Annotated in this window: 22 protein-coding genes and 1 pseudogene; 12 read left to right on the plus strand and 11 right to left on the minus strand. The window is 59.7% G+C overall.

Going from position 1 to position 24,497, the window contains the following annotated elements; genetic code table 11:
• Positions 1–49: 49 nt before the first annotated feature.
• Positions 50–940 (minus strand): esterase/lipase family protein, encoded by an 891-nt coding sequence (locus NK667_RS24280; protein WP_054616378.1) that lies wholly within the window; start codon positions 938–940, stop codon positions 50–52.
• Positions 941–1,065: 125 nt separating this feature from the next.
• Here NK667_RS24280 and NK667_RS24285 point away from each other — a divergent pair.
• Both NK667_RS24285 and NK667_RS24290 read left to right on the plus strand, forming a co-directional pair.
• Positions 1,066–1,185, plus strand: a pseudogene (locus NK667_RS24285) (hypothetical protein); the annotation flags it as partial.
• Positions 1,186–1,276: 91 nt separating this feature from the next.
• A complete protein-coding gene (locus NK667_RS24290; RefSeq protein ID WP_054616379.1) occupies positions 1,277–1,807 on the plus strand; it encodes a ferritin-like domain-containing protein in 531 nt (176 codons plus the stop codon).
• Between the two features lie 123 nt (positions 1,808–1,930).
• Here NK667_RS24290 and NK667_RS24295 read toward each other — a convergent pair whose 3' ends face one another.
• A complete protein-coding gene (locus NK667_RS24295; RefSeq protein WP_054616380.1) occupies positions 1,931–4,006 on the minus strand; it encodes an AsmA family protein in 2,076 nt (691 codons plus the stop codon).
• 387 nt (positions 4,007–4,393) lie between these two features.
• Between NK667_RS24295 and NK667_RS24300 the strand changes: the two genes are divergently transcribed.
• From NK667_RS24300 to NK667_RS24330, 7 genes are all read left to right on the plus strand, one after another.
• Complete coding sequence (locus NK667_RS24300; RefSeq protein ID WP_054616381.1) at positions 4,394–4,906, plus strand: hypothetical protein; 513 nt, start codon at positions 4,394–4,396, stop codon at positions 4,904–4,906.
• A gap of 158 nt (positions 4,907–5,064) precedes the next feature.
• Positions 5,065–5,697, plus strand: a complete 633-nt coding sequence (locus NK667_RS24305) for a TetR family transcriptional regulator (RefSeq protein ID WP_054044074.1) — start codon at positions 5,065–5,067, stop codon at positions 5,695–5,697.
• A gap of 269 nt (positions 5,698–5,966) precedes the next feature.
• A complete protein-coding gene (ureE, locus tag NK667_RS24310) occupies positions 5,967–6,467 on the plus strand; it encodes an urease accessory protein UreE (RefSeq protein ID WP_054616382.1) in 501 nt (166 codons plus the stop codon).
• A complete protein-coding gene (locus NK667_RS24315) occupies positions 6,464–7,138 on the plus strand; it encodes an urease accessory protein UreF (RefSeq protein WP_054616383.1) in 675 nt (224 codons plus the stop codon). Before ureE ends, NK667_RS24315 begins: the two co-directional genes overlap by 4 nt.
• Positions 7,139–7,176: 38 nt before the next feature.
• Positions 7,177–7,791: an urease accessory protein UreG gene (gene ureG / locus NK667_RS24320; RefSeq protein WP_054044077.1), complete on the plus strand. Its 615-nt coding sequence runs from the start codon at positions 7,177–7,179 to the stop codon at positions 7,789–7,791.
• A 29-nt stretch (positions 7,792–7,820) separates the two neighbouring features.
• The gene (locus NK667_RS24325; RefSeq protein WP_054616384.1) at positions 7,821–8,393 is read left to right on the plus strand and encodes a HupE/UreJ family protein; all 573 of its coding nucleotides are present in this window, start codon (positions 7,821–7,823) and stop codon (positions 8,391–8,393) included.
• Between the two features lie 166 nt (positions 8,394–8,559).
• Positions 8,560–9,687 carry an AGE family epimerase/isomerase gene (locus NK667_RS24330; RefSeq protein ID WP_054616385.1) on the plus strand — a complete coding sequence of 376 codons (1,128 nt, stop codon included), beginning with the start codon at positions 8,560–8,562 and terminating at the stop codon, positions 9,685–9,687.
• A 102-nt stretch (positions 9,688–9,789) separates the two neighbouring features.
• Here the strand turns inward: NK667_RS24330 and NK667_RS24335 are convergent, their stop codons facing one another.
• The 9 genes from NK667_RS24335 to amaB form a co-directional block, all read right to left on the minus strand.
• On the minus strand, positions 9,790–10,695 hold the full coding sequence (locus NK667_RS24335) for a cation diffusion facilitator family transporter (protein ID WP_054616386.1): 906 nt from the start codon (positions 10,693–10,695) through the stop codon (positions 9,790–9,792).
• A gap of 183 nt (positions 10,696–10,878) precedes the next feature.
• Positions 10,879–11,649 (minus strand): SDR family oxidoreductase, encoded by a 771-nt coding sequence (locus NK667_RS24340; RefSeq protein WP_054616387.1) that lies wholly within the window; start codon positions 11,647–11,649, stop codon positions 10,879–10,881.
• A 1,040-nt stretch (positions 11,650–12,689) separates the two neighbouring features.
• The gene (locus NK667_RS24345) at positions 12,690–13,406 is read right to left on the minus strand and encodes an ABC transporter ATP-binding protein (protein WP_054044082.1); all 717 of its coding nucleotides are present in this window, start codon (positions 13,404–13,406) and stop codon (positions 12,690–12,692) included.
• Positions 13,403–14,278: an ATP-binding cassette domain-containing protein gene (locus NK667_RS24350; RefSeq protein ID WP_054044083.1), complete on the minus strand. Its 876-nt coding sequence runs from the start codon at positions 14,276–14,278 to the stop codon at positions 13,403–13,405. Before NK667_RS24350 ends, NK667_RS24345 begins: the two co-directional genes overlap by 4 nt.
• Complete coding sequence (gene livM / locus NK667_RS24355; protein WP_054044084.1) at positions 14,275–15,558, minus strand: high-affinity branched-chain amino acid ABC transporter permease LivM; 1,284 nt, start codon at positions 15,556–15,558, stop codon at positions 14,275–14,277. Before livM ends, NK667_RS24350 begins: the two co-directional genes overlap by 4 nt.
• A 3-nt stretch (positions 15,559–15,561) precedes the next feature.
• Positions 15,562–16,476, minus strand: a complete 915-nt coding sequence (locus NK667_RS24360) for an ABC transporter permease subunit (protein ID WP_054044085.1) — start codon at positions 16,474–16,476, stop codon at positions 15,562–15,564.
• A gap of 171 nt (positions 16,477–16,647) precedes the next feature.
• The gene (locus tag NK667_RS24365; protein ID WP_054044086.1) at positions 16,648–17,781 is read right to left on the minus strand and encodes a branched-chain amino acid ABC transporter substrate-binding protein; all 1,134 of its coding nucleotides are present in this window, start codon (positions 17,779–17,781) and stop codon (positions 16,648–16,650) included.
• Between the two features lie 364 nt (positions 17,782–18,145).
• On the minus strand, positions 18,146–19,429 hold the full coding sequence (amaA, locus tag NK667_RS24370) for an L-pipecolate oxidase (RefSeq protein WP_054616388.1): 1,284 nt from the start codon (positions 19,427–19,429) through the stop codon (positions 18,146–18,148).
• A 162-nt stretch (positions 19,430–19,591) separates the two neighbouring features.
• Entirely contained in the window at positions 19,592–21,082 is a 1,491-nt protein-coding gene (gene amaB / locus NK667_RS24375; protein ID WP_054616389.1) for an L-piperidine-6-carboxylate dehydrogenase, read from the minus strand.
• A 184-nt stretch (positions 21,083–21,266) separates the two neighbouring features.
• Between amaB and NK667_RS24380 the strand changes: the two genes are divergently transcribed.
• From NK667_RS24380 to nadE, 3 genes are all read left to right on the plus strand, one after another.
• Complete coding sequence (locus NK667_RS24380) at positions 21,267–22,178, plus strand: LysR family transcriptional regulator (RefSeq protein WP_054616390.1); 912 nt, start codon at positions 21,267–21,269, stop codon at positions 22,176–22,178.
• Between the two features lie 228 nt (positions 22,179–22,406).
• The gene (gene pncB, locus NK667_RS24385; RefSeq protein WP_054044090.1) at positions 22,407–23,630 is read left to right on the plus strand and encodes a nicotinate phosphoribosyltransferase; all 1,224 of its coding nucleotides are present in this window, start codon (positions 22,407–22,409) and stop codon (positions 23,628–23,630) included.
• 4 nt (positions 23,631–23,634) lie between these two features.
• Positions 23,635–24,462 carry an ammonia-dependent NAD(+) synthetase gene (gene nadE / locus NK667_RS24390; RefSeq protein ID WP_054044091.1) on the plus strand — a complete coding sequence of 276 codons (828 nt, stop codon included), beginning with the start codon at positions 23,635–23,637 and terminating at the stop codon, positions 24,460–24,462.
• Positions 24,463–24,497: the final 35 nt, after the last annotated feature.

Raw genomic sequence — 24,497 nt, forward strand, 5'->3', positions numbered from 1 at the left:
CCCTGTGGGAGCGGGCTTGCTCGCGAAGAACGATGACGCGGTCTGGGGGTTAAACCCCGGCGGCCTTCAACCGCGCCGCATGCTCGACAAACAACCGCACCGGATCCGCGCCCTTCCCCACCAGCCCCAGCGACTGGTTGACGATGTCGAAATGATCCAGCGGATATTCATCGCCAATCACCGTGCCCAAATGTGAGCTGTAACGCCCGACCATCCCGTCGCAATGCCCGGCTTCGCGCACGAACGTTGTCGCAAACAACCGGCAAAACCGATTGGTCCCGTCGAACAGATTGCCGCCGCGATCGGTCTTGCCCGGCTGCAAGGTGCCGGACCAGGAGTAATAACGCACACCGTTGACCTCTGCCGGCCCCTGTCCGCCCCAGGTTTCAGGCAAGCCCTGTGGATAACGCTGGTTGAACTGCGCCACGCCGTCGGTCGTCAGGGAATGATGCGAAGCGTTGATGTCCACCGGCAGCTTCGGCCCGCGATAGCCGGTTTCCAGCAGGCTCATCAAGGCGCCGATTATCCGCAGCAAAACGCTGAGCACCCGGCCCTTGGCGCTGTCCGCCGGGTAGTGTTTGTGCAGGTAATCCGCCAGTTCCGAACCGTGATTGGGCCCGGCCACCGAAGTGACTGAAGCCACGCGGTCCGGACGTTTGGCGGCGGCATAGCGCGCAGTCAGCGAACCCTGGCTGTGGCCGATCAGGTTGACCTTCTCGGCGCCGGTTTCCCGCAGGATCTCGTCGATCCGCGCCAGCAACTGCTCGCCACGCACTTCGGTGGAATTGAGTGGCGACACCTGCACCGCAAACACGCTCGCACCACCCCGGCGCAACGCCGCGACGATCCCGAACCAGTACGGATAAAAAAGCACGCGGATAAACCCGAGCATTCCGGGGACCAGCACCAACGGGTAACGCGGGGCGGAACCTTGCGACATGGGCGGACATCCTTGTGATCGATGGGGTGACGCAAGGCGGGATGCAAGACATCAGCCAAGCATCGCCAGCGAACATGACCAGCCTATGACATCCGCCAAACACGCTTTACTTCAGCCCCACGACACGCGAACGGCATCCGCCGGTGCGGGCGTTTTTCGAATGGCTGCGCGAGGAGGCGCGGGCGTCAGGGCATGCCTTGCGTGATCCAGATCAACAAAGGTTGACCGCTGGTTCAATTACATAAAACTTTCTGCAGCGCTCATAACTCACACCTTAAGTAGCGATTACGTCCCCAGAGGCGTGACGCAAACCGGATTAGCCTCCAGGAGATCGAGATGAGCGACATGCATTTGTCTGATGTAACCACCCTGCGTGCACGCGCCCGCCAGAACGTCGAAAACGGTGCCGTGACCGAAAGCTACAGCGCCGACCTAGACGAGGTGCTGCGCCTGCTCAATGAATCGTTGGCCACCGAACTGGTCTGCGTGTTGCGCTACAAGCGCCACTACTTCATGGCCAACGGCCTCAAGGCCCACGTGGCCGCCGACGAATTCCTCGAACACGCGAACCAGGAAGCCGAACACGCCGACCGTCTGGCCGAGCGCATCGTGCAACTGGGCGGTGAGCCGGAATTCAACCCCGACCTGCTGTCGAAAAACTCCCACGCTCAATACGTGGCCGGCAACAACCTCAAGGAGATGGTCTACGAAGACCTGGTCGCCGAGCGGATTGCCATCGACAGCTACCGCGAGATCATCCAGTACATCGGCGAAAAAGACCCGACCACACGGCGCATCTTCGAAGACATCCTGGCTCAGGAAGAAGAACATGCCGACGATATGGCCGACATTCTGAAAGACCTGTAGCGCCTGGTAGATCGCTTTCGCGGGCAAGCCTCGCTCCAACAGGTTTTGTGGTGTGTTTCGAACGCCGCATTACCTGTAGGAGCGAGGCTTGCCCGCGAAGGCGTCTTCGCAGACGCCATCAATTTACTTGGTTGGCTTGACGGTAACCGGCGCCTTGCCCGCCCTCATCTGCTCCAACAACGGCGCACACTGGTTCGGCTCTCCACCACTCGGCGCCACCAGCGCCAGCAACCCAGCCGCCGGCGCAGCAATCACGCCCAGCGCCACCATGCCCGCACCGCGCAGCAACAACGGCACAGCTTTCACCCCGGCACTCGGCTTGATGAATTTGCCCTGCACGTACAGCGGCGAGCGCAACGAAATCAACCGCCATCCCTTGGATTCCGGGGTGATGGTCAAGTCCAGTTGTTCCGTCGCCATGTTCGCGGTGCCATCGATGTAGATGATCGCGTTCTCGGTATCGAAGACAAACAACTGTGTGGTCGCCAGACCGGTCTTGATGTCGAAGTCCGCCGCTGCGCAGTTGATCTTCACTTCCTTGTCGCCAAAGATCTTGCCGACCACGTAGTTGCCGACGTTGAGCCCGGCCAGCTCCATCAACTCACGGCTGATGGCGCCGTCGTTGATCAACATTTTCAGCTTGCCGTTGGAAGTGCCCAGCAACTTGGCAACGGAGTTGCCACGACCCGAGATATCGGCGTCGCCGTTCAATTCGCCGAAACTGGTTTTCATCGGTTCGAAGGTCGGGAACAACTGCTTCAACTTGAAGCCCCGCGCGGTGAGCTTCGCCTGCCCTTCCAAAGGTTCGGTGCGGCCATTGAGGCGAATCTGCGCATCGAGCTTGCCACCGGCCACGCCGAAACGCAGGGGCTCCAGGCTCAGCACTCCGTCAGTCAGAACCAGATGGGTATAGAGGTCGGTGAACGGCAGCTTTTCGCTGTGGACGATGCGCTTGCCGGTGAATTCGACATCCGCGTCCATATCCCGCCAGCGCTCGGTCTTGAATTCCTCGACCGGCAGCACCTTGTCCGTCGGCTGCTTGCTTTCACCGCCACGGGCCTTTTGCTTGGCGTTGGAGTCGGCGCCGATCAACGGCGCGAGGTCAGCAAACAGCAATTGATTGGAGACCAGCGAACCGCTGAGTTTGGGCCGCGGCTGACTGGCGACATAAGCCAGGTCGCCGTGAATGTCACTGTTGCCGATCTTGCCGTTGAAGCCTTCATAGCGGAACTGCGCGCCAGCCGGGTCATGCAGCTTGGCGGTCAAGTGACCGTCGGTGGCGTAGGGAGGCGAGTCCGGCAGGGTCACGCCGGTCAGCGGGTACAAGTTGGCCAAGCTGCTGCCGGCGAGTTTCAGGCGCAGGTCCAACGCGCCGAGGTTCAGCGGATCGGTCAGGGTGCCTGCCAGTTCGACGCTGGTGTCGGCGATCTTCACTTGGGCTTGCAGTGGAAACGGCTTGGCCGCGTCTTGCAACGCCAGCAGGCCACCGATCTTGCCTCCACCGGCGAGTTTCTGTTGGTGGTATTGGCCCTTCACCTTGATCGCGAACGCGTAGTCCTGGGGAGCACCGCCCTTCTCGACTGCGGTTTTCGCCGCTTTGTCACCGACGATGTCGCTGAACGGAATCGGTTTGCCCAACGGATCGATCAACACGTCCAGCTGGGTTTTCAGGTTTTGGTCGTCGAGGGTGACGTGGCCCTTATCGAAGCCGATGGCGCCGATGTCCACCACCCAATTCGACGGTTCGGCGTTCGGGTCTTTGGGGTCGAACTTGAACGTCCAATTCGCGCGGCCATCGGCCAGGCGCTGGAGGTCGGCATTCGGCTCGGTCAGGTCAATGCGCGGGATCACCACGCGTTGCGCCAACAAGGCCAGCGGCGAGATGCGCAACTCGACGCGCTTAAGGGTGACCATCTGCGGCTGCTTCGACCAGTCCGGGTTGCCCAGGCTCAAGTCCTCGGCGACCACATGCGGCCACGGCACCCAGGCGCGCCAGCCGCCTTCATCGAGCTCGCGCCGCCACACCACCGCGAGGTTGCCATTAATGGCGAACGGACGATGCAGTTCTTCGGAAACTTTGGCATTGAGCGGCGGTTTGATCCGGTTCCAATCGAAGAACACGATGATCAAAACCAGGATTGCCAGCAGGACAACCAGGCTGGCGAAGGTCCAAGTGATTATTTTTGAAGTGCGCGTCATTGCACAGGGCTCCTGAATACGACTGAGCGCCCTGACTGCGACGCACGTTTGAAACGGTAGGCCAGAACCGGCCTGCCATGAAATCTACGACTGGGAAACGGCTCGCAGGTTTAACTGAAATGCCTCTTAACGCTCAAATAATCGGCCGCGAACACAGTGCGCCCGCTTCTGGCGTTACCGGCCCCGCACTTTTGTGCGGCACGAGTGAGTCGAAAATACCCACCTCAGTGCAAAACCGCCCGCCGGAAACGCCCGTTCTAGAGCCTCTGCGTCAAACAATCAATTCTGTTGATTATTACCATTGCGTTTATGAACTTTTATATCGACTTATCGAGAGTAGCATTGCCCTCGTACCCACTTTATCGCCCTCCCAAGGAGCAACCCATCATGAAACGCCAATTACTGCTTAGCCTTACCCTTTCGATGCTAGCCAGCACCGCTTTTGCTCTGCCAGCTGCTGATCAAGCCACACCACAAGTCAAAGACAGCCACTCGGTGTTCAGCCAAACCGTCGCAGCCGATGGTTCGGATCGCACTCCACAAGGCCAGACCCTTGCCGAAGGTGGTAATGATCGCCTGAAAGAAAAAGGCTTGATCACCCAAGACGGCTACGACAAAACTCCACAAGGTCAAACCCTGGCTGCTGACGGTTCCGACCGTACTCCACAAGGCCAAACCCTGGCTGCTGACGGTTCCGACCGCACTCCACAAGGCCAGACCCTTGCTTCCGACGGTTCCGATCGCACTCCACAGGGTCAAACCCTCGCTTCCGACGGTTCCGATCGCACTCCACAGGGCCAAACCCTCGCTGCTGATGGTTCGGACCGCACCCCACAAGGCCAAACCCTTGCTGAAGGTGGTGGTGACCGTGTAATCGAACGCAACAGCGCTTTGAGCTGAGCCCATGGCGGCCCTGAAAAAAAGCCCAATCCCCGGATTGGGCTTTTGACTTTATATAGAGCCACACTTCTCCTCGCTTAACCCCCGATCCCCGTTCGACGCCGGCAAAGCCGATTTGCTAGAGTGCGCCGCTGTCCTCTCCAGAAAACACCCTTGCGATGCTGCCCCGCGCCGAACAGAAACAACAGACCCGCAACGCCCTGATGGACGCCGCCCGCCATTTGATGGAATGCGGCCGAGGATTCGGCAGCCTGAGCCTGCGCGAAGTCGCGAAAACCGCCGGGATCGTGCCCACCGGTTTCTACCGGCACTTTGCCGATATGGACGAACTGGGCCTGGTGCTGGTCAGCGAAGTCGGCCAGACCTTCCGCGAAACCATCCGCCTGGTCCGCCACAACGAATTCGTCATGGGCGGCATCATTGATGCGTCGGTGCGGATCTTCCTCGATGTGGTCAGCGCCAACCGTTCGCAATTCCTGTTTCTCGCCCGCGAGCAGTACGGCGGCTCGCTGCCGGTGCGCCAGGCCATTGGCCGCTTGCGCGAAGATATCAGCTCCGACCTCGCGGCGGATTTGTCATTGATGCCCAAGTTGCAGCATCTGGACATCGCAGGCCTGAGCGTGATGGCGGATCTGATTGTTAAAAGTGTGTTTGCGACCTTGCCGGATATCATCGATCCGCCGCTGGAAGCGTTGCCCGAGCACCTGACGCCTCAGGCGAAAATCACTCAGCAGCTGCGTTTTATCTTCATCGGTTTAAAGCACTGGCAAGGCCTCGGCAGCACGGAATAACCCTTGTGGGAGCGAGCTTGCTCGCGATGGCGATTTCATATTCAACATTCATGTGATTGAAAGACCGCTATCGCGAGCAAGCTCGCTCCCACAAAAAATCAACTGCGCCGCAAATCAGTGCATGAAGAATCCTTCACGCACCAACATGACTCAAAACCCTGCAACATCCTGCAACAACTACTACTCTCCGACAGGGTTTTCCTACGTATCACCCGATTGGCAAGCCCCTTGCTCTAGCCTGAGCATTGTCCTTTGTTGGAAGCTTTCCGATGCTGGTGATTCACCGCAGAATCGACCCTCAACCCGTCTGGGCCGCCGAGTTGCACCTGACCTTCGAAGCCCGGAGCAAAAGCCGCTTGCGCTGTTTCAGTGCCGAGCAGGAAGACGTCGGATTGTTTTTGGAGCGCGGCCAGTCACCGCTGTATGACGGCGAATGTCTCCAGGCCGAAGACGGGCGCATCGTCCGCGTCTGCGCCCGCCCCGAACAACTGCTGCACGTCACCTGCGCCAATGCTTTCGAACTGACCCGCGCCGCCTATCACCTCGGTAACCGCCACGTCGCCCTGCAAGTCGGTGACGGTTGGTTGCGCCTGCTCGACGATTACGTGCTCAAGGCCATGCTCGAACAGCTGGATGCCAAGGTCGAAAACATCGAAGCGCCGTTCCAGCCGGAACACGGTGCCTACGGTGGCGGCCATCACCACTCGCGCCACGGCGACGAAGACTTCAACTATCCGCCGAAACTGCACCAGTTCGGCGTACGTCTATGAACCCAGCCTGGGCGCTGCTGCGCCTGGCCAGTCCGCAGTTGCCGATTGGCGGCTACAGCTATTCCCAAGGTTTGGAAATGGCTGTGGATAACGGCCGCGTGACGGATGCCGACAGCGCCCGACGCTGGATCAGTGATCAGTTGCTGCTCAACCTCGCACGCTTCGAAGCGCCGTTGCTGCTCGCCCATTGCGTGGCCGCCTCGCACGATAACTGGGCCGAATTGCTGCAACGCTGCGAGGAACATCGCGCCAGCCGCGAAACCCGCGAGTTGCATCAGGAAAGTCGGCAGATGGGCTATTCATTGCAGCAACTGCTCAACGGTTTGCCGGAACTCGATGCACCGGCCCGGGCCTTTCTCGAACAACGTCCCGAACCGCACCTGGCCCTCGGCTGGGCCCTGGCTGCTCGCGCCTGGGGCATCAGTCCGCAAGACGCGTTGGCCGCGTGGCTCTGGAGCTGGCTGGAAAACCAATTGGCGGTGTTGATGAAAACCCTGCCGCTGGGCCAGCAAGCCGCACAGCGCCTGACCAGTCAGTTGCTGCCGCTGTTGCAGGAAGCGCAGCACAACGCCAACCGAATCAATCCCGAACACTATGGCAGCGCCGCCTTCGGCCTGTCCCTGGCGTGCATGGCCCATGAGCGCCAGTACAGCCGCCTGTTCCGTTCCTAGGGCCCGTTATTTTGGGCTTTTAATTTTGGAGAAGCTGTATGAACACACAACCTCTGCGCGTCGGCATCGGCGGCCCGGTCGGTTCCGGCAAAACCGCCCTGACCCTGGCCCTGTGCCTGGCCTTGCGCGACCGCTACAACCTGGCCGTCGTGACCAACGACATCTACACCCGCGAAGACGCCGATTTTCTGGTGCGCAATGAAGCCCTGGCGCCAGAACGGATCATCGGCGTGGAAACCGGCGGCTGCCCGCACACGGCGATCCGCGAAGACGCTTCGATCAACCTTGAGGCCGTGGACCAGTTGAACCGACGCTTTCCGGGGCTGGACCTGATCATCGTCGAATCCGGCGGCGACAACCTCTCGGCGACCTTCAGCCCGGAGCTGTCGGACCTGACGATTTATGTGATCGACGTTTCGGCTGGCGACAAGTTGCCGCGCAAGGGTGGGCCGGGGATCTGCAAATCCGATCTGCTGGTAATCAACAAGGTCGACCTCGCACCCATGGTAGGTGCCTCGCTGGAACTGATGGACAGCGACACCAAACGCATGCGCAACGGTAAGCCGTTTGTCTTCAGCAATCAGAAAACCGGCCTGGGCCTGGAAGACATCATCGCCTTCATCGAACGCCAGGGCCTGCTGACAGCAGCCTGATCACGACTCATCAACAAGGAAGCTTATCCATGACACTGAAACGCATCCTGGGCGCCCTGGCCCTGCTGCTGACACCGGCCATCGCCTTCGCCCACCCGGGCCATGGCGACAACGGCTTGATCGCCGGCATCAGCCACCCGATTGGCGGCATCGATCACCTGCTGGCGATGGTCGCGGTGGGGCTGTGGGCGGCGCAGCAGAAAGGCTCGGCGCGTTGGGCGCTGCCGTGCACGTTTGTCGGCACCATGCTGATTGGCGGTTTGCTGGGTTTTGAAGGGTTGAACCTGCCGGCGCTGGAAAGCGGAATTGCGGCGTCGGTGCTGGCGCTGGGCCTGGCTGTCGCGCTGGCGGTGCGTCCGCCGTTGAGCGTGGCCGTTGGCGCGACGGCTCTGTTTGCGTTGTTCCATGGCGTGGCCCACGGTCTGGAATTGCCGGACATGTCGAGCCCTTGGGCGTATGCCGCAGGATTTGTCGCGGCGACGGCGGCGTTGCATGGCTTGGGTTATGCGGTGGTTCGCGTTCTGCCGCAAGCGGCGGCGCCATTGATTCGCGTGGCGGGAGCGGCTTCGGCGGCGACTGGGGTCTGGTTGCTCGCGGGCTGATTCTTTATTGCCTGTTCTGGCCTCTTCGCGGGCAAGCCTCGCTCCTACATTGGGATGCGTTCCCATGTGGGAGCGAGGCTTGCCCGCGAAGGCGGCCTGACAGACACCGCCTCTCTCAGGCTGCTAACATGTCGCGCAATCGCCCCTGCCGTGACGACGCCAGCCAATGCCACCTGTTTCCCGCTCTGCCTCCCAGCCTGAATTGACCGCCCTGTTCGCCTCGGTGCAACAGCACTTCCAGGACGTGATCGTGCCGCTCTGGCAAGGCCCCGGCTGGAATGCCGAGATGGCACTGCCTTATGAAGCGCTGGACGCCGAGAATCAGCCTTTGCCACCGCAACGCTATCGCGCCATGGCCTGCGCCCGTCAGCTGTATCTGTTTTCGAGCCTGATCGGCCAGGTGCCGGCAGCTCAGGAACGTGCGGCGGCGCTGTTCCGTTCCTTGCAGCAGCATTTCCACGATGCCGAGCACGGCGGCTGGTTCTACAGCATCGACCCGCAAGGTGCGCCGCTGGACCAGCGCAAAGACCTCTACACCCACGCCTTCATCCTGTTCGCCTGCGCCCATTACTGGGACAAGGTTCGTGAACCGTTGGTGGAGTCGGTGCTCAACGCCGCACTGGAAGTTGTAGCCCAGCGCTTCGCCACGGACGACGGTCTGTACGAAGCGTGCCTTGAGCGCGACTGGTCCTCGCTCCAGACCGGACCATTGCAGAACCCGCTGATGCACTTGGCCGAAGCCTTCCTCGCGACCCTTTCAGTACGCGAAGACGCCGCCGCCCAAGGCGCACTCGTCGCGTTATGCACAGCGATGCAGAAGCACTTCATCGATCCGCAGACCGGCGTGCTAATGGAAAAACCGCTGGGGGCTGTGGATAACTGGTTCGAACCGGGGCATCAATTCGAATGGTATTTCCTGCTGGAATCCTCGCCATTGCTGCGTGGATCGAAGCTGCATGCTTCGCTGGACCGTGCCTTTGCGTTAACCGAGCAATTGGGTGTCGATCCACAGACCCGCGCGGTTCGGGCAATGCTCGATCTGGACGGCTACCCGAAAGATGGCACCGAAAGAATCTGGGCCCAGGCCGAGTATCTGCGGGCGCTGACCTTGCGGCCGAGCAGCGAAGTAGCGGTGCTGCGCCAATTGCAGGCGTTGCAGCAGCAGTTTCTGCATGAGGGTGGCTGGTATGAGTGCCGTGATGCCGTGGGCGAAGTCAGCCGCAAGGACATGCCTTCGACCACGCCTTATCATTTGGCGACTTGTTATCGTGGGTTGGTCGACTATCTGCGCTGAATGGAAGATTGCCTTCGCGAGCAAGCCCGCTCCCACAGGGGAACGCATTCCAATGTGGGAGCGGGCTTGCTCGCGAATGGCCTCGAAAAGGTCACCGAACTGTCAGGCGATCCACTTCCGATCCCCGGTAAAACTGATGGTCAGCCATCGCGCTGCATCCGCCTGACCCAACTTCGCGGAAATATCCTCGCGCAACACATCCAGTTGCCCCACGCTTTCCAGTCGGTAATCCGCCGGCAACACCACATGAATCTCGATAAACCGCGCCCGTCCGTGCTTCTGCACGTAGGAGCTGTAGTCGTCGAAACCATGCTCGACCTTGGCCGCGTCCATCACCTGGCGCACTTTGTCATTCAGTTGATCCGGCACTATGCCCAACACGTCACGCAGCGCCGGACGCAGGATTTTGAAGGCCGGTGGCAACATGCTCAGGGCCAGCAGAATCAGAATCAGCGGGTCGACGTACACCGCCCACTCTCCGTAACCCTGGGACTTGAGCAGCAGCGCGGTAAGAAAACTGACCAGCAAGCCCACCGAGAGCATCGCGTCCACCAGCCAACTGATGTTGTCGAACTGGATCAGCGTGGACTTGAGCTTGCGATTGCGATGGCGCACGTAGAAAAAGTACGCGAACTCGACGACGGTAAATACCGCCGCGTAGATGATCACCAGCCCCAACTCGATTTCACGGCCACCATTGATGATGCCGAACACACCGTTGAGAAAGGCGTAGATCGCGATCAAAAACAGGAAACTGCCTTCGATCAGCAACACCATCGGCTCCAGATGCCAGAAGCCGAACTGGAAGCGGTGATTGCTTTCCTTGGCGATCAGTTTGGCGGTGATCAGCATCAGGACCTTGATGAAGGTCGCGATCAACGAGAAAAAACCATCGAACAGGATGGATTGGGCACCCGAAATAAAACCGGTAACGATCCCGGCGATCGCCACGGCGAACATCAGGATCGTTGATTGTTTGAGCAGCGACTGCTCACCTCGGTTACTCACGTAGCCTCCTCTGAAAACCTGGGTAGTTGAGGGAGGAGTCTACCTTATGCCTTGTTTCGCCTGTTCTGGCCCCTTCGCGAGCAAGCCCGCTCCCACATTGGGTTTATGGTGTACCTGCAATCCTGGGCACAACACATTTCCTCTGTGGGAGCGGGCTTGCTCGCGAAGAACGATAACGCGGTCTTACGCCTTGCCACCATTGCGCTCAATCGAGAAACCCGCCCAGGTCTGGCTCACCGGCATCAGTTCCAGGCTGTTGATGTTGATGTGCGCTGGCGCATTCAAAACCCAGAAAATGGTGTCGGCAATGTCCTGCGGCTGGATCGGCTCGGCACCGGCGTAGGTGGCGTTGTAACGCTCCTGGTCACCGGCGAAACGCACCAGCGAGAACTCGCTCTCACACAGGCCCGGCTCGATGTTGCTGACGCGCACGCCAGTGCCTTGCAGGTCGCAGCGCAGGTTCAGGGAGAACTGTTTGACGAACGCCTTGCTCGCGCCATACACGTGGCTGCCCGGGTACGGGTAGTTGCCGGCGATGGAGCCGAGGTTGACGATGCCGGCGCCACGACCATGGGCGATCAGGCGCGGCAGCAGCAGCCGAGTGCTGTACATCAGGCCTTTGATGTTGGTATCGACCATGGTGTCCCAGTCGTCCAGATCGCACTTGGGCGCCGGGTCCACGCCCAGGGCCAGGCCCGCGTTGTTGATCAGCCCGCGCAACTTGACGAAGGACGGCGGCAGGTTAGCAATCGCCTCCTCCATGGCCTTGCGGTCACGCACGTCGAGCACCAGGCCATGCACCTCAGTCTGCTTCGACAACTCGGCGCACAGGGCGTTGAGGCGCTCTTCACGACGGCCAGTCAGCACCAGTTTCCAGCCAGCCTCGGCAAAACGACGGGCACAGGCTTCGCCAAAACCGGACGTTGCGCCGGTGATAAACAGGGTGTTGGACATCGTGTTCTCCTTGCTTCGGCTGATCGTCAGCCATTGGAATAGAAAATCAGCAGCCAGCATGCCCGGCCTCGCCCTTACCGGCAACCAGCACAACTCGATGGGCAACAGACAATCCCTGTAGCAGCTGGCGAAGCCTGCGTTCGGCTGCGCAGCAGTCGTAATCCATGCAACGCTACTTTCACTGTTGATCCGTATTGGGCGACTGCTGCGCAGCCGAACGCAGGCTTCGCCAGCTGCTACAAAAACTGCGCAGGTGTACGAAAAACAACCAACCACGGCAACGCCTTGTCCGCCGTGGCTTGCAGCCATGTGCGCGCACGTTATCCACAGGCCGGTCCACAGTCTTTGGGGGCAAGTGCAAAAGCTGGAAGCCGCTGTGTATAAGGCTTTGCGAGCAGAATAGAAACTTTTTTGCTTGACCCTCAAGAGGCCACCGTGTAGCCCATGGCATTTTGCACGATACGCCGCACAAACCGACGATGGCGCCAAGCCAGCAACGACGGCCCTCAGCCGAGTCTTTCCAGAGTTTAACCACAGACTTATCCACAGGCTGGCGCACCTCGAATCTGGCACTTTTGACCCACAACAAAAAGGTTGACAAAGGCGCCTCATGCTCAGGGAAAAACGCCTGATCAAAAAACAACCACACGCCTGCAAGCCACGGTTTTAAAGGCCTTCAGCCAGCTACTCCCACGTTATTCACAGCCAGCTCCACAGCAAACGGGGACAAGTCAAAACCGTGACAAAACAACTATTTGCAGCGGCTTTATGTCGCGGTTTGAGAGCTTGTGAATATTGTTTTCCACAATTTCCCTTTACCTCAATCCGCGGTCCCGCGTAGGAGCTGTGTAGGAGCTGTGTAGGAGCTGTCGAGTGAAACGAGGCTGCGATCTTTTGACGTTGATTTTAAAAACAAGATCAAAAGATCGCAGCCTCGTTTCACTCGACAGCTCCTACCAGCTCCTACCAGCTCCTACGGGGATTTGTGCAGGCACAAAAAACGCCCTGAGTTCGTCAGGGCGTTTTGTGGGTTTTACGTTTTAGTGTCCGCCGAGATAAGCGTTACGCACTTCCTCATTCACCAGCAGCTCCTTGCCGGTGCCTGTGAGGCGGATCTCGCCGTTGACCATCACGTACGCCCGATCCGACAGCTTCAGCGCGTGGTTGGCGTTCTGCTCGACCAGGAAGATGGTCATGCCGGTTTTCGCCAGTTCCCGCAGGGTCGCGAAGATCTGTTTCACCACGATCGGCGCCAGGCCCAGGCTTGGTTCGTCGAGCAGCAACAGCTTGGGCCGGCTCATCAGTGCACGCGCGATGGCGAGCATCTGCTGCTCGCCGCCGGACATGGTCATGGCCCGCTGGGTACGTCGCTCTTCGAGGCGAGGAAACAGCTCGAACATGCGCTGCATGTCTTCCTTGGCGTGCTTGTCGCCAATCGGAATCGTGCCCATCAGCAGGTTTTCCTCGACGGTCATGTCGGGGAACACCCGCCGCCCTTCCGGCGACTGCGCAATGCCGTGGGACGCGATGTAGTGGGACGATTTGTGGGTGATGTCCACACCCTGGTAGATGATCTGCCCATCAGCCGCCCGGGGCTGGCCGAAGATCGACATCAGCAGGGTCGACTTGCCGGCACCGTTGGAGCCGATCAGGCTGACGGTTTCGCCTTCGTTGATGTGCAGCGAGACTTTCTTCAGGGCCTGGATTGGCCCGTAAAACACGTCCAGATCCTTCAGTTCGAGGATGGGTTGGCTCATAGCACCACTTCCTCTTCATCAGCGCCGAGGTAGGCCGCAATCACTTTCGGGTCGTTACGAATGGCGTCAGGCCCGCCCTCGGCGATGACGATGCCGTGGTCCAGCACCACGATGTGGTCGGAAATGCTCATTACCATGCCCATGTCGTGTTCGATCAGCACTACGGTCAGATCGTGCTCGTCGCGCAGCAGCCGGATCATCGCGCTCAGCGCTTCGGTTTCCTGAGGGTTGAGGCCGGCGGCCGGTTCGTCGAGGCAGATGATCTGCGGCCGGGTGCACATGGCCCGGGCGATTTCCAGACGGCGTTGCTGGCCGTAGGACAGTTCGCCAGCCAGACGGTTGGCACAGTCCACCAGGTCCACCACTTCCAGCCAGTAGAACGCATGGTCCAGCGCATCGCTTTCAGCCTTGCGGTAACCCTTGGTGTTGAGGATGCCCGCCAGCATGTTGCGGTTGACCCACATGTGTTGGGCCACCAGCAGGTTTTCCAGCACCGACATTTCCTTGAACAAACGAATGTTCTGGAAAGTCCGCGCCAGGCCGGCACGGTTCACCAGGTGGGTGCCGCCGAACATCTTGTAGTACATACGACTGAAGAAGGATTTCGGCGAAACGAAATCCACCGGTTTGAACGATTCACCCAGCAACTGGATAACGTTGGTCTTCTCGCCGCGCACACTGAGTTCGATCTTGCCGCCCGAGGCCTTGTAGAAACCGGTCAGGCAGTTGAACACGGTGGTCTTGCCAGCGCCGTTGGGGCCGATCAGGGCGAAGATCGAGTTGCGGTGGACTTTGAGGCTGACATCGCTCAACGCCTTGATGCCGCCGAAGTGCATCATCAGCTTCTCGACCGAGAGTACGACTTCGCTCATGGCGCTACTCCTTTACGCGGGGTCACACCGGTACGGCTGATCCGAATCAGGCCGCGCGGTCGCCAGATCATCATCAACACCATCAGGATGCCGAACAGCAGCACGCGGTATTCCGCGAAGCCACGCAGCAGTTCCGGGGCAACCGTCAGCACGAACGCCGCGATGACCACACCGATGGTCGAGCCCATGCCGCCGAGTACCACGATGGCGAGGATCAGGGCCGATTCGAAGAAGGTGAACGAAGTCGGGTTGACGAAGCCTTGATAGGTCGCGAAGAACACACCCGCCAAACCGGCAGTCGAAGCGCCGATGGTGAACGCCGAGAGCTTGACCAGTACGTGGTTCAGGCCCATGGAGCGACAGGCGATTTCATCTTCACGCAGGGCTTCCCAGGCGCGGCCGACCGGCATCTTGACCAGGCGATGCTTGATGTACAGCACGGCCAGAACCACCAGGAACAACACCGCGTAGATGAAGTAATACTTCACGTCCGGGTTGTAGGCGATACCGAAGAACTCATGGAAAGGCACCCCGCCGTCCTTCGCGCGTTTGCCAAACTCCAGACCGAAGAACGTCGGCAATGGCGCCGGCATGCCGTTCGGGCCGCCGGTCAGGGACAGCCAGTTGTTGAGGATCAGGCGAATGATTTCACCGAAGCCCAGGGTCACGATCGCCAGGTAGTCGCCGTGCAGGCGCAACACCGGGAAACCGAGGATGCAACCGGCCAGGCCAGCGGTAATCGCCGCCAGCGGCAGCACCGTCCAAAAACCCAGACCGAGGTATTGGTAACCGAGCGCCAAGCCATAGGCGCCGATGGCGTAGAACGCCACGTAACCGAGGTCGAGCAGGCCGGCCAGGCCGACCACGATATTCAGCCCCAGGCCCAGCAACACGTAGATCAACCCGAGGATGACCACGCCCAGCAAGTAGGAGTTGGAGAAGAACGGAAACACCACGGCGATAACGATCACCAGCGGCACAATCCAGCGCAAACGGGTTTTGTAATCAGGAGGCAGTACATGAACCCCGGAGCCGGTGCTTTCAAAGCCTTCGAGGATTCTCAGGCCCTTGGGGGTTTGCAGGAACAGGCTCAAGGCAAAGCGGCCAGCCATGACGATGGCGACAATCCACGCCACCCGTGTCGGTTGCAGGTTGAAGCCGTAGCCGTCGAGGACCACGCCGACAATCGGGCCGAACACAATCAGGGCAACGAGGCCGGCAAGAATCGCGTCAACCAGGCTTCTTTTGAGATCAATGGTTTTTTTAGTGGTTGAAGACATCGCTTACACCTTCGACACAAGAGGACGGCCGAGCAGGCCTTGGGGCCGAAAGACCAGAACGAGAACGAGCAGCGAGAAGCTGAAAACGTCTTTGTAGTCCGAGTTCACCAGACCTGAGAACAGCGACTCGGAAATCCCGAGGATGATCCCGCCGAGCATCGCGCCAGGCAGCGAACCGATGCCACCGAGTACCGCGGCGGTGAACGCCTTGATCCCGATAACGAAGCCTGCGTAGAAGTCGAACGTGCCGTAGTTCATGGTGATCAGTACGCCGGCGAGGGCCGCCATTGCTGCACCGATGATGAACACGTAGGAAATCACGCGGTCGGTGTTGATCCCCAGAATCGAGGCCATCTTGCGGTCTTGCTGGGTGGCGCGGCACATGCGGCCGAGCTTGGTGTACTTGATGACATAGGTCAGCAGGCCCATGCCGACGAACGCTGCCACCAGAATGAAGATCTTGGTGTAGGTCAGCTGGACGAAGCCAGTGCCCACTTCAACGCGCCATGCACCGGTCAGCAGGGTTGGAACACCCTGTTGGCGAGCGCCCTGGGCGATCTGTGCGTAGTTTTGCAGGATCAGGGAAATACCGATGGCGCTGATCAGCGGTGCCAGTCGTGTGGAGTTGCGCAGCGGTTTGTAGGCGACGCGCTCGATGACCCAGCCATACACCGCGGTGACGATGATGGTGAAGACCAGTGTGCCGAGCATCAGCAGAGGGAAGGATTCAATACCGAAGTAAGCCAGCAGAGCCAGACTGATTGCCGCGAGGTAAGCGGAAATCATGTAAACCTCGCCGTGGGCGAAGTTGATCATGCCGATGATGCCATAGACCATTGTGTAGCCGATGGCGATCAGGCCATAGACCGACCCGAGGGTCAGGCCGTTGACCAGTTGCTGCAGGAAAATACCATCCATAACGCAATCTCACGCATTTGAGAGACTGCACAGAAGCGGGTTGCAACGGACCGGGGTTCAGCCACCAGTGCAACACGGTTATGTGCAGCTCTACGAGAAAAGACAGGTACTGCACGGACATGTTCTTTGACTGCCCGGCGCACAAGGCGCCGGGCAAATCAACAGGTCATATCACTTCTGTTTTTCCAGCTGGTGGTATTTGCCGTCCTTGTCCCACTGGTAAACCACGTAGTCGGAGACTTTCAAGTCGCCCTTGCTGTCCCAGGTCTTCTCGCCCATGACGGTCTTGACCGGGTTTTTCTTCAGCCACTCGGCGGCTTTTTCGCCACTGTTGGACTTGGAGCCGTTGAAGGCAGCAGCCAGGGTCTGGACCGAAGCGTAGGCGTACAGGGTGTAGCCTTCAGGCTCGGTGCCGGCTTTGCGGAACGCGTCTACGACAGTTTTGCTGTCTGGCAGCAGGCGCGGGTCAGCGCCGAAAGTCATCAGCACGCCGTCGACGTATTGCGGGCCGCCAGCGGTGGTCACCAGTTCGTCGGTCACGATGCCGTCATCGGACATGAATTTCACGTCTTTCAGGCCTTCGGTACGCAGCTGTTTAACCAGTGGACCCGCCTCTGGGTGCAGGCCGCCGAAGTAGACCACGTCGGCACCGGCCGCACGGATCTTGGTAACCACGGCACTGAAGTCTTTCTCGCCGCGGGTCAGGCCTTCGTACAGCACTGGCGTTACGCCGCGCTTGACCAGTTGAGCCTTGGTAGCATCCGCCAGGCCTTGGCCGTAGGTGTCTTTGTCGTGCAGTACGGCAACTTTCTTGCCCTTGAGCACGTCGACGATGTAGTCGCCGGCCACGATGCCTTGCTGGTCGTCACGCCCGCACATACGGAACATGGCGCTCAAGCCGCGTTCGGTAACTTGTGGGTTGGTGGAACCTGGAGTGATCGCGATGATGCCCGCTTCGTCGTAGATCTCGGAGGCCGGGATGGTCGACGAGGAGCAGAAGTGACCGACTACGCCAGCGACTTTCTGGTTGGTCAGGTCCTTGGCGACCGTCACAGCCTGTTTCGGTTCGCAGGCGTCATCGCCCTTCACCAGTACGATTTTTTCCCCGTTGACGCCGCCCGATGCGTTGATCGCGTCGGCTGCTGCCTGTGCACCCTTCATGTACTGCTCGCCAAATGCCGCGTTGGCGCCAGTCATTGGACCTGCCACACCGATTTTCACATCAGCTTGTGCAAACGCAGAAACACCCAACGCAGTTGCCACTGCGAGGGCCAGAAAGCCTTTCTTGTAAAACGTCTGGGACATGAGGTGGTGCTCCAAGGTTTTTTTTTAGTTGGCACTGCGACTTCTCTGGTTGCTCAGAGCAAGGGCCGTGCCATCGGTTTTTTATTCTGAAAAAAGTCGCTGCTTTATTGTTATTTCGACTGTTTCGATCCCATTTTCATTGGGCGTGCAACCGTCTAAACCGCGGGAGGTGAAACCATTATTTTAAAAAGGCGCAACCCGCACGCGCCATCATTGCAACCGCGGCACTAAACGACGTGCAACCAGCCTGTAACAACGTGCGTCACCGAAGTGCACACTGCTGGTGCGGTACTGCTACAACCCGCACCATTACAGGCTAGTCGCTACGCGAAAAAGCGCCGCTTCCAGCAACACATTTCAACAATCAAATCACGATCCGCAAGCACTGGCCTGCGTGATACAGCGAAAAACCGGCCTCATACAGACAGCTGCGCAGGCCGACACCGGCCAGGGGCTGCATCGGTGCGAACGGAATCGGTAGCGCTTGAGGATTTCCGTTACACAAATAGTCGGCAAAGGCTTTCCCGACCACCGTGCCAGTTGTCACGCCCCGGCCGTTGTAACCGGTAACTGCCACTAAACCGGGCGCCGGTTCGAACAGGCGCATCAGGTGATCAGGGGTAAAGGCGATGCAACCGGTCCAGGTGCACTCCCATTCAACCGGTTTCAGGTAGGGGAAATAATGCTGCTGGACTCGATCGGCCCAGGCTTTCAGGAACCAGGTCGGTTTCTGATTGCCATTGCCGAGGCTGCCGAGCAGCAAGCGTCCATCTTTGTCGCGACGGATGCTGCTGAGGACCTGGCGCGTATCCCAGGAACCCTGGCCGCCGGGCAGGATCTGTTGCGCGGCGTCGTCGGTCAGCGGGACCGAGGCCACTTGGTAGTAATAACCGGGGAAGAAATTGCGCCGCAGTTCAGTCCAGTCGCCTTCGGTGTAGGCGTTGGAGGCGATCACGACTTGATCGGCGAGTACCGAGCCTTGGGTGGTCTGGACTGACCACTTTTGGCCCTGACGTTCGAGTCGGGTCACCGGAGAATGATCGAACAGTTGACCGCCGAGGGCGGTCGCCGCTTTAGCCAGCCCGGTGGTGTAGGCCATCGGGTTGATGGTGCCAGCACGTCGATCCAGCAACGCGGCGGCGATCTTTTTGGTCCCGGTGGCTTGTTCGCAGGCCTGGCCGGTCAACAGTTCAACCGGTGCTCCGCGACGTTTCCATTGTTCTTCGCGACTGCGCAGATCAGCTTCGCCACGGCTGTTGTGCGCCATGTGCAGCGTGCCTTCACGGCGTAATTGGCAATCGATTTTGTACTTGTCCACAAGGCTGAACACCAGGGACGGTGCGGCGCCGAGCATACGGTTGAGCTGACTGCCGACCGCTTCGCCGAACCCGGCTTCAATCTCATCCGGCGGGATCCACATCCCGGCGTTGACCAGCCCGACGTTGCGTCCAGACCCGCCATGCCCGGCGCGATGGGCTTCCAGCACGCAGACGCTTTTACCCGCCTCCAACAAATGCACGGCTGCCGACAGCCCGGTAAACCCGGCGCCGATGACGCAGACATCGACCTTCACTTCACCCTTGAGCGCCGCATTGTCGGGCCTTTGTGGCGTCAGTTTTTCCCACAGACACTCTTCGCGTAACGGCATTGCCAGACTCCAATCAGAAACCTAACCAACACACCATTCCCAGTGTGGGAGCGGGCTTGCTCGCGAAGGCGGCGTCACATCCAACATTTGTGCTGAATGACACACCGCTTTCGCGAGCAAGCCCGCTCCCACAGGGGATCTTCATGGGTTCAAGCGTTGCGCTTAGTCGAAGGTAATCCCCTGCGCCAACGGCAACTCCAGCGAATAGTTCACGGTGTTGGTCTGGCGGCGCATGTAGCCGCGCCATGCGTCGGAGCCCGACTCACGGCCACCGCCGGTTTCCTTCTCGCCACCAAACGCGCCGCCGATTTCCGCGCCGCTCGGGCCGATGTTGACGTTGGCGATGCCGCAGTCGCTGCCCACCGCCGACATGAACTGCTCGGCTTCACGCACGTCGGTGGTGAAGATGCACGAGGACAGGCCTTGCGGTACAGCGTTGTTCAGGCGCAGGGCTTCAGCGAAATCGGTGTAACCCACCACGTAAAGGATCGGCGCGAAGGTTTCATCGCGAACCACCTCGCTTTGCTCTGGCATTTCCACGATCGCCGGGGACACGTAGTAAGCATTCGGGAACTTGTCTTCCAGCTGACGCTTGCCGCCAAACACCCGGCCGCCTTCGCTCAAGGCTTGTTCCAGCGCTTCCTGCATGTTTTCGAAGCTGTTTTTGTCGATCAGCGGGCCGATCAGGTTGCCTTCCAGCGGATTGCCGATGCGCACCTTGGAGTACGCAGCCTTCAGGCGAGTGACGATTTCTTCTTTTACCGATTCGTGGGCAATCAGGCGACGCAGGGTGGTGCAACGCTGGCCGGCGGTGCCGACGGCGCTGAACAGGATTGCGCGAACGGCCATGTCCAGGTCGGCGCTTGGGCCGAGGATCATTGCATTGTTGCCGCCCAGCTCAAGGATGCTGCGAGCAAAACGCGCGGCGATTTTCGGCGCCACTTCACGGCCCATACGGGTGCTGCCGGTGGCGCTGATCAGCGCGACACGCGGGTCATCGACCAGCGCTTCGCCGGCATCGCGGCCGCCGATGATCACTTGGCTCAGGTGTGGAGGTGCATCGCTGAAGTTTTTCAGTACGCGGTCGAACAGTGCCTGGCAGGCCAAAGCGGTCAGCGGGGTTTTTTCTGACGGTTTCCAGATCACCGGGTTACCGCAAACCAGCGCCAGCGTGGTGTTCCAGGCCCAGACCGCGACCGGGAAGTTGAACGCACTGATTACGCCGACAACGCCCAGCGGGTGCCAGGTTTCGCGCATGTGGTGGCCTGGACGCTCGGAAGCGATGGTCAAGCCGTACAACTGGCGGGACAGACCGACGGCGAAGTCGCAGATGTCGATCATTTCCTGAACTTCGCCCAGGCCTTCCTGGGTAATCTTGCCGGCTTCCCAGGAGACCAGCTCACCGAGATCGGCCTTGTATTCACGCAGAATGTCGCCCAGTTGGCGCACCAGTTCGCCACGGCGCGGTGCCGGGACCTTACGCCACAATTCGAACGCATGATCTGCGCGACTGATGTGTTGCTCGACTTCAGCGGCACCTTCCCAGTTCACGGCAGCGATCTGGCTGCCATCGATCGGCGAATGCACGGGCACTTTGCCGTTCTGGTACAGGGCCGGGTTCACACCAAGACGATCAAGCAATGCGGCAACCATGGGTCACTCCTCAAGCAGAAAACGGAAATCGTGCAGCCGGAATTTCACGGCTGATCAGACCTGTAGTTGTAGCGCCCCCGAGACGAGCCAACAAACGACCATTAAGCGAGATATCATTCCGTTTATTCATGCTTCGCATCTGCCGGTTAAGAAAAGCATAGAGATACAAGAAAAAGGACCACCCATGCTGAATAAACGCTACTTGCCGTCGATCACTGCATTGCAGTGTTTCGAGGCCGTGACCCGGCATTTGAGCTTCACCCGGGCCGCCGAAGAGCTGAACCTGACCCAGAGCGCCGTCAGCAAACAGGTCGCGCAACTCGAAGAGTTGTTGCAGCACCTGCTGTTCCGCCGGGTGCGCCGACGCCTGCAAATGACTCCGGCCGGTGATTTGTACCTGGTCGAGGTGCGAAAAATCCTCACGCAGGTCGAGATGTCGACCCATTACCTGCGTTCCTACGGCGGTGACACCGAAGTCCTGCGCGTCTCGACGCCGCCGACCTTTGGCGCACGCTGGCTGGTGCCGCGCCTGAAAGGCTGGCGTCTGCGTCATCCCTCGATTCACCTCGATTTGTGCAGCGAGCAGGAAGCCGACGACCTGCTGCAAGGCCGCAGCGACCTGGCGTTCTACTTCGGTCAGGGCTCGCGGCCCGGCACCGAAAGCCTGAAGCTGTTCGGCGAAGAGCTGGTGCCGGTCTGCGCGCCGGGCAGCCTGCCGGACACGTCGTTTACCGATCCGACGCAACTCACCGACCTGGTCCTGCTGCAAAACGCCTCCCGGCCCCAGGCCTGGCATGACTGGTTCGACAGCCAGGGCTACCACACCGAACACAGCTACCACGGCCCACGCTTCGAAACCTTTTATATGTGCATCCGCGCCGCGCAAGTGGGCTGCGGCGTGGCGCTGTTGCCAAGGTTTCTGGTGGAAGAGGAATTGGCCGACGGCAAACTGGTCATACCCTGGCAGCATGCGATGCCGAGTTCCGACGCTTATTACCTGGCGTACCCCGAACACTCGGCGGAAGTGCCCAAGGTTCGGGATTTTGTGAAGTGGATGCTGGAGCAGATTGATAGCCCGGACACACCACAGATTTAGAGTTACCCCAATCCCTGTGGGAGCGGGCTTGCTCGCGAAGAGGCCGGCACATTCAACATTAATATTGACTGACCCACCGCCTTCGCGAGCAAGCCCGCTCCCACAGGGATCTGCTACAGCCAAAAAAATCGCTGGCAATCACCACCGCCGATATGCGCCACTAGCCCCATTCATTGATACAGCTGAAACGTCGCGACCACGGGCCGCGGCCAGCCTGGAGATTCCCTTATGAGCGAGAGCGTATTTGGCGATCGCATCGTGCAGAACCTGCTCGACACCGACTTCTACAAACTGACGATGATGCAGGCGGTGCTGCACAACTACCCTAACGTGGAAGTCGAATGGGAGTTTCGTTGCCGTAACAGTGAGGATCTGCGCCCGTACCTGGCGGAGATCCGTTACCAGATCGAGCGCCTGGCCGAGTTGAGCCTGAGCGCCGACCAGTTGAGTTTCCTGGAGCGCATCAGCTTCATGAAGCCGGATTTCCTGCGTTTTCTCGGCTTGTTCCGCTTCAATCTGCGCTACGTCCACACTGGCATCGAAAACGGCGAGTTGTTCATCCGCCTGCGCGGACCGTGGTTGCACGTGATTCTGTTCGAAGTGCCGATGCTGGCGATCGTCAGCGAAGTGCGTAACCGCTATCGCTACCGGGAAGTCGTTCTCGAGCAGGCGCGTGAGCAGCTCTATCGCAAGTTCGACTGGCTGACTGCCAACGCTAGCAGCGACGAATTGTCCGAATTGCAGGTAGCCGATTTCGGCACGCGACGCAGGTTTTCGTACCGCGTGCAGGAAGAAGTGGTGAACGTGCTCAAGCACGATTTCCCCGGGCGCTTCGTCGGCACCAGCAACGTGCACCTGTCCCGCGAGCTGGACATGAAACCTTTGGGCACTATGGCCCACGAGTGGATCATGGCCCATCAGCAACTCGGCCCGCGCTTGATCGACAGCCAGATTGCCGCCCTCGATTGCTGGGTCCGCGAGTATCGCGGTTTGCTGGGGATCGCCCTGACCGACTGCATCACCACCGACGCCTTCCTCGGCGATTTCGACCTGTATTTCGCCAAGCTCTTCGACGGTTTGCGCCATGACTCCGGTGATCCGGTGCTATGGGCGGAAAAGTCGATTGCCCACTACCACAAGCTCGGCATCGACCCGATGAGCAAGACGCTGGTGTTCTCCGACAGCCTGACGCTGCCCAAGTCGCTGGAAATATTCCGCGCGCTGCGGGGTCGGATCAATGTCAGCTTCGGCATCGGCACCAATCTGACCTGTGATATTCCGGGTGTTGAACCGATGAGCATCGTGCTTAAAATGACCGCCTGCAACGGCCAACCGGTGGCGAAGATCTCCGACGAGCCAGGCAAGACTCACTGCAAAGACCCGAATTTCGTCGCCTATTTGCGACATGTTTTCAAAGTACCTGCCCTTCCCAGTATCTCTAGCAAGGAGTGAATTCATGCAAGCCGAACAGCGTGAGATTGCTGAACAGCTCAACGTCCAGCCGCCGTTCGCCGATCAGGCCGCCCTCGAGGCTGAAGTCGCCCGGCGGATTACCTTCATTCAGGATTGCCTGGTCAATTCCGGACTCAAGACCCTGGTGCTGGGCATCAGCGGCGGCGTGGATTCCCTGACCGCCGGCCTGCTGGCCCAGCGCGCCATGCGTGAACTGCGCACCCGCACCGGTGATGACAGCTACAAGTTCATCGCCGTGCGCCTGCCGTACGAGACGCAATTCGATGAACACGACGCCCAGGCCTCGGTGGATTTCATCGCCCCGGACGAACGCCACACAGTGAACATCGGCCCGGCGGTCAAATCCCTGGCCGGTGAAGTCGCGGCGTTCGAAGGCCAGCATGCGGTGTCGGTGGATTTCGTGCTCGGCAACACCAAGGCGCGGATGCGCATGGTCGCCCAGTACACCATCGCCGGCGCGGCCCACGGGTTGGTGATCGGTACTGACCACGCGGCGGAAGCGGTAATGGGCTTCTTCACCAAGTTCGGTGACGGTGCCTGCGATTTAGCCCCGTTGAGCGGCCTGGTGAAAAATCAGGTGCGGTCGATTGCTCGCAGCTTCGGCGCGCCGGAATCGCTGGTGGAAAAAATTCCAACTGCCGACCTTGAAGACCTGTCGCCAGGCAAACCGGACGAAGCGTCCCACGGCGTGACCTATGCCGAGATCGATGCGTTCCTGCACGGCGAGCCGGTGCGTGAGGAAGCGTTCAAGATCATCTGTGATACGTACAAAAAGACCCATCACAAGCGCGTGATGCCGTTTGCGCCCTAAGCGCCATGCATCTGTAGGAGCTGTCGAGTGAAACG

Origin of the sequence: Pseudomonas nunensis (assembly GCF_024296925.1) — a bacterium.
GTDB lineage: Bacteria > Pseudomonadota > Gammaproteobacteria > Pseudomonadales > Pseudomonadaceae > Aquipseudomonas > Aquipseudomonas nunensis.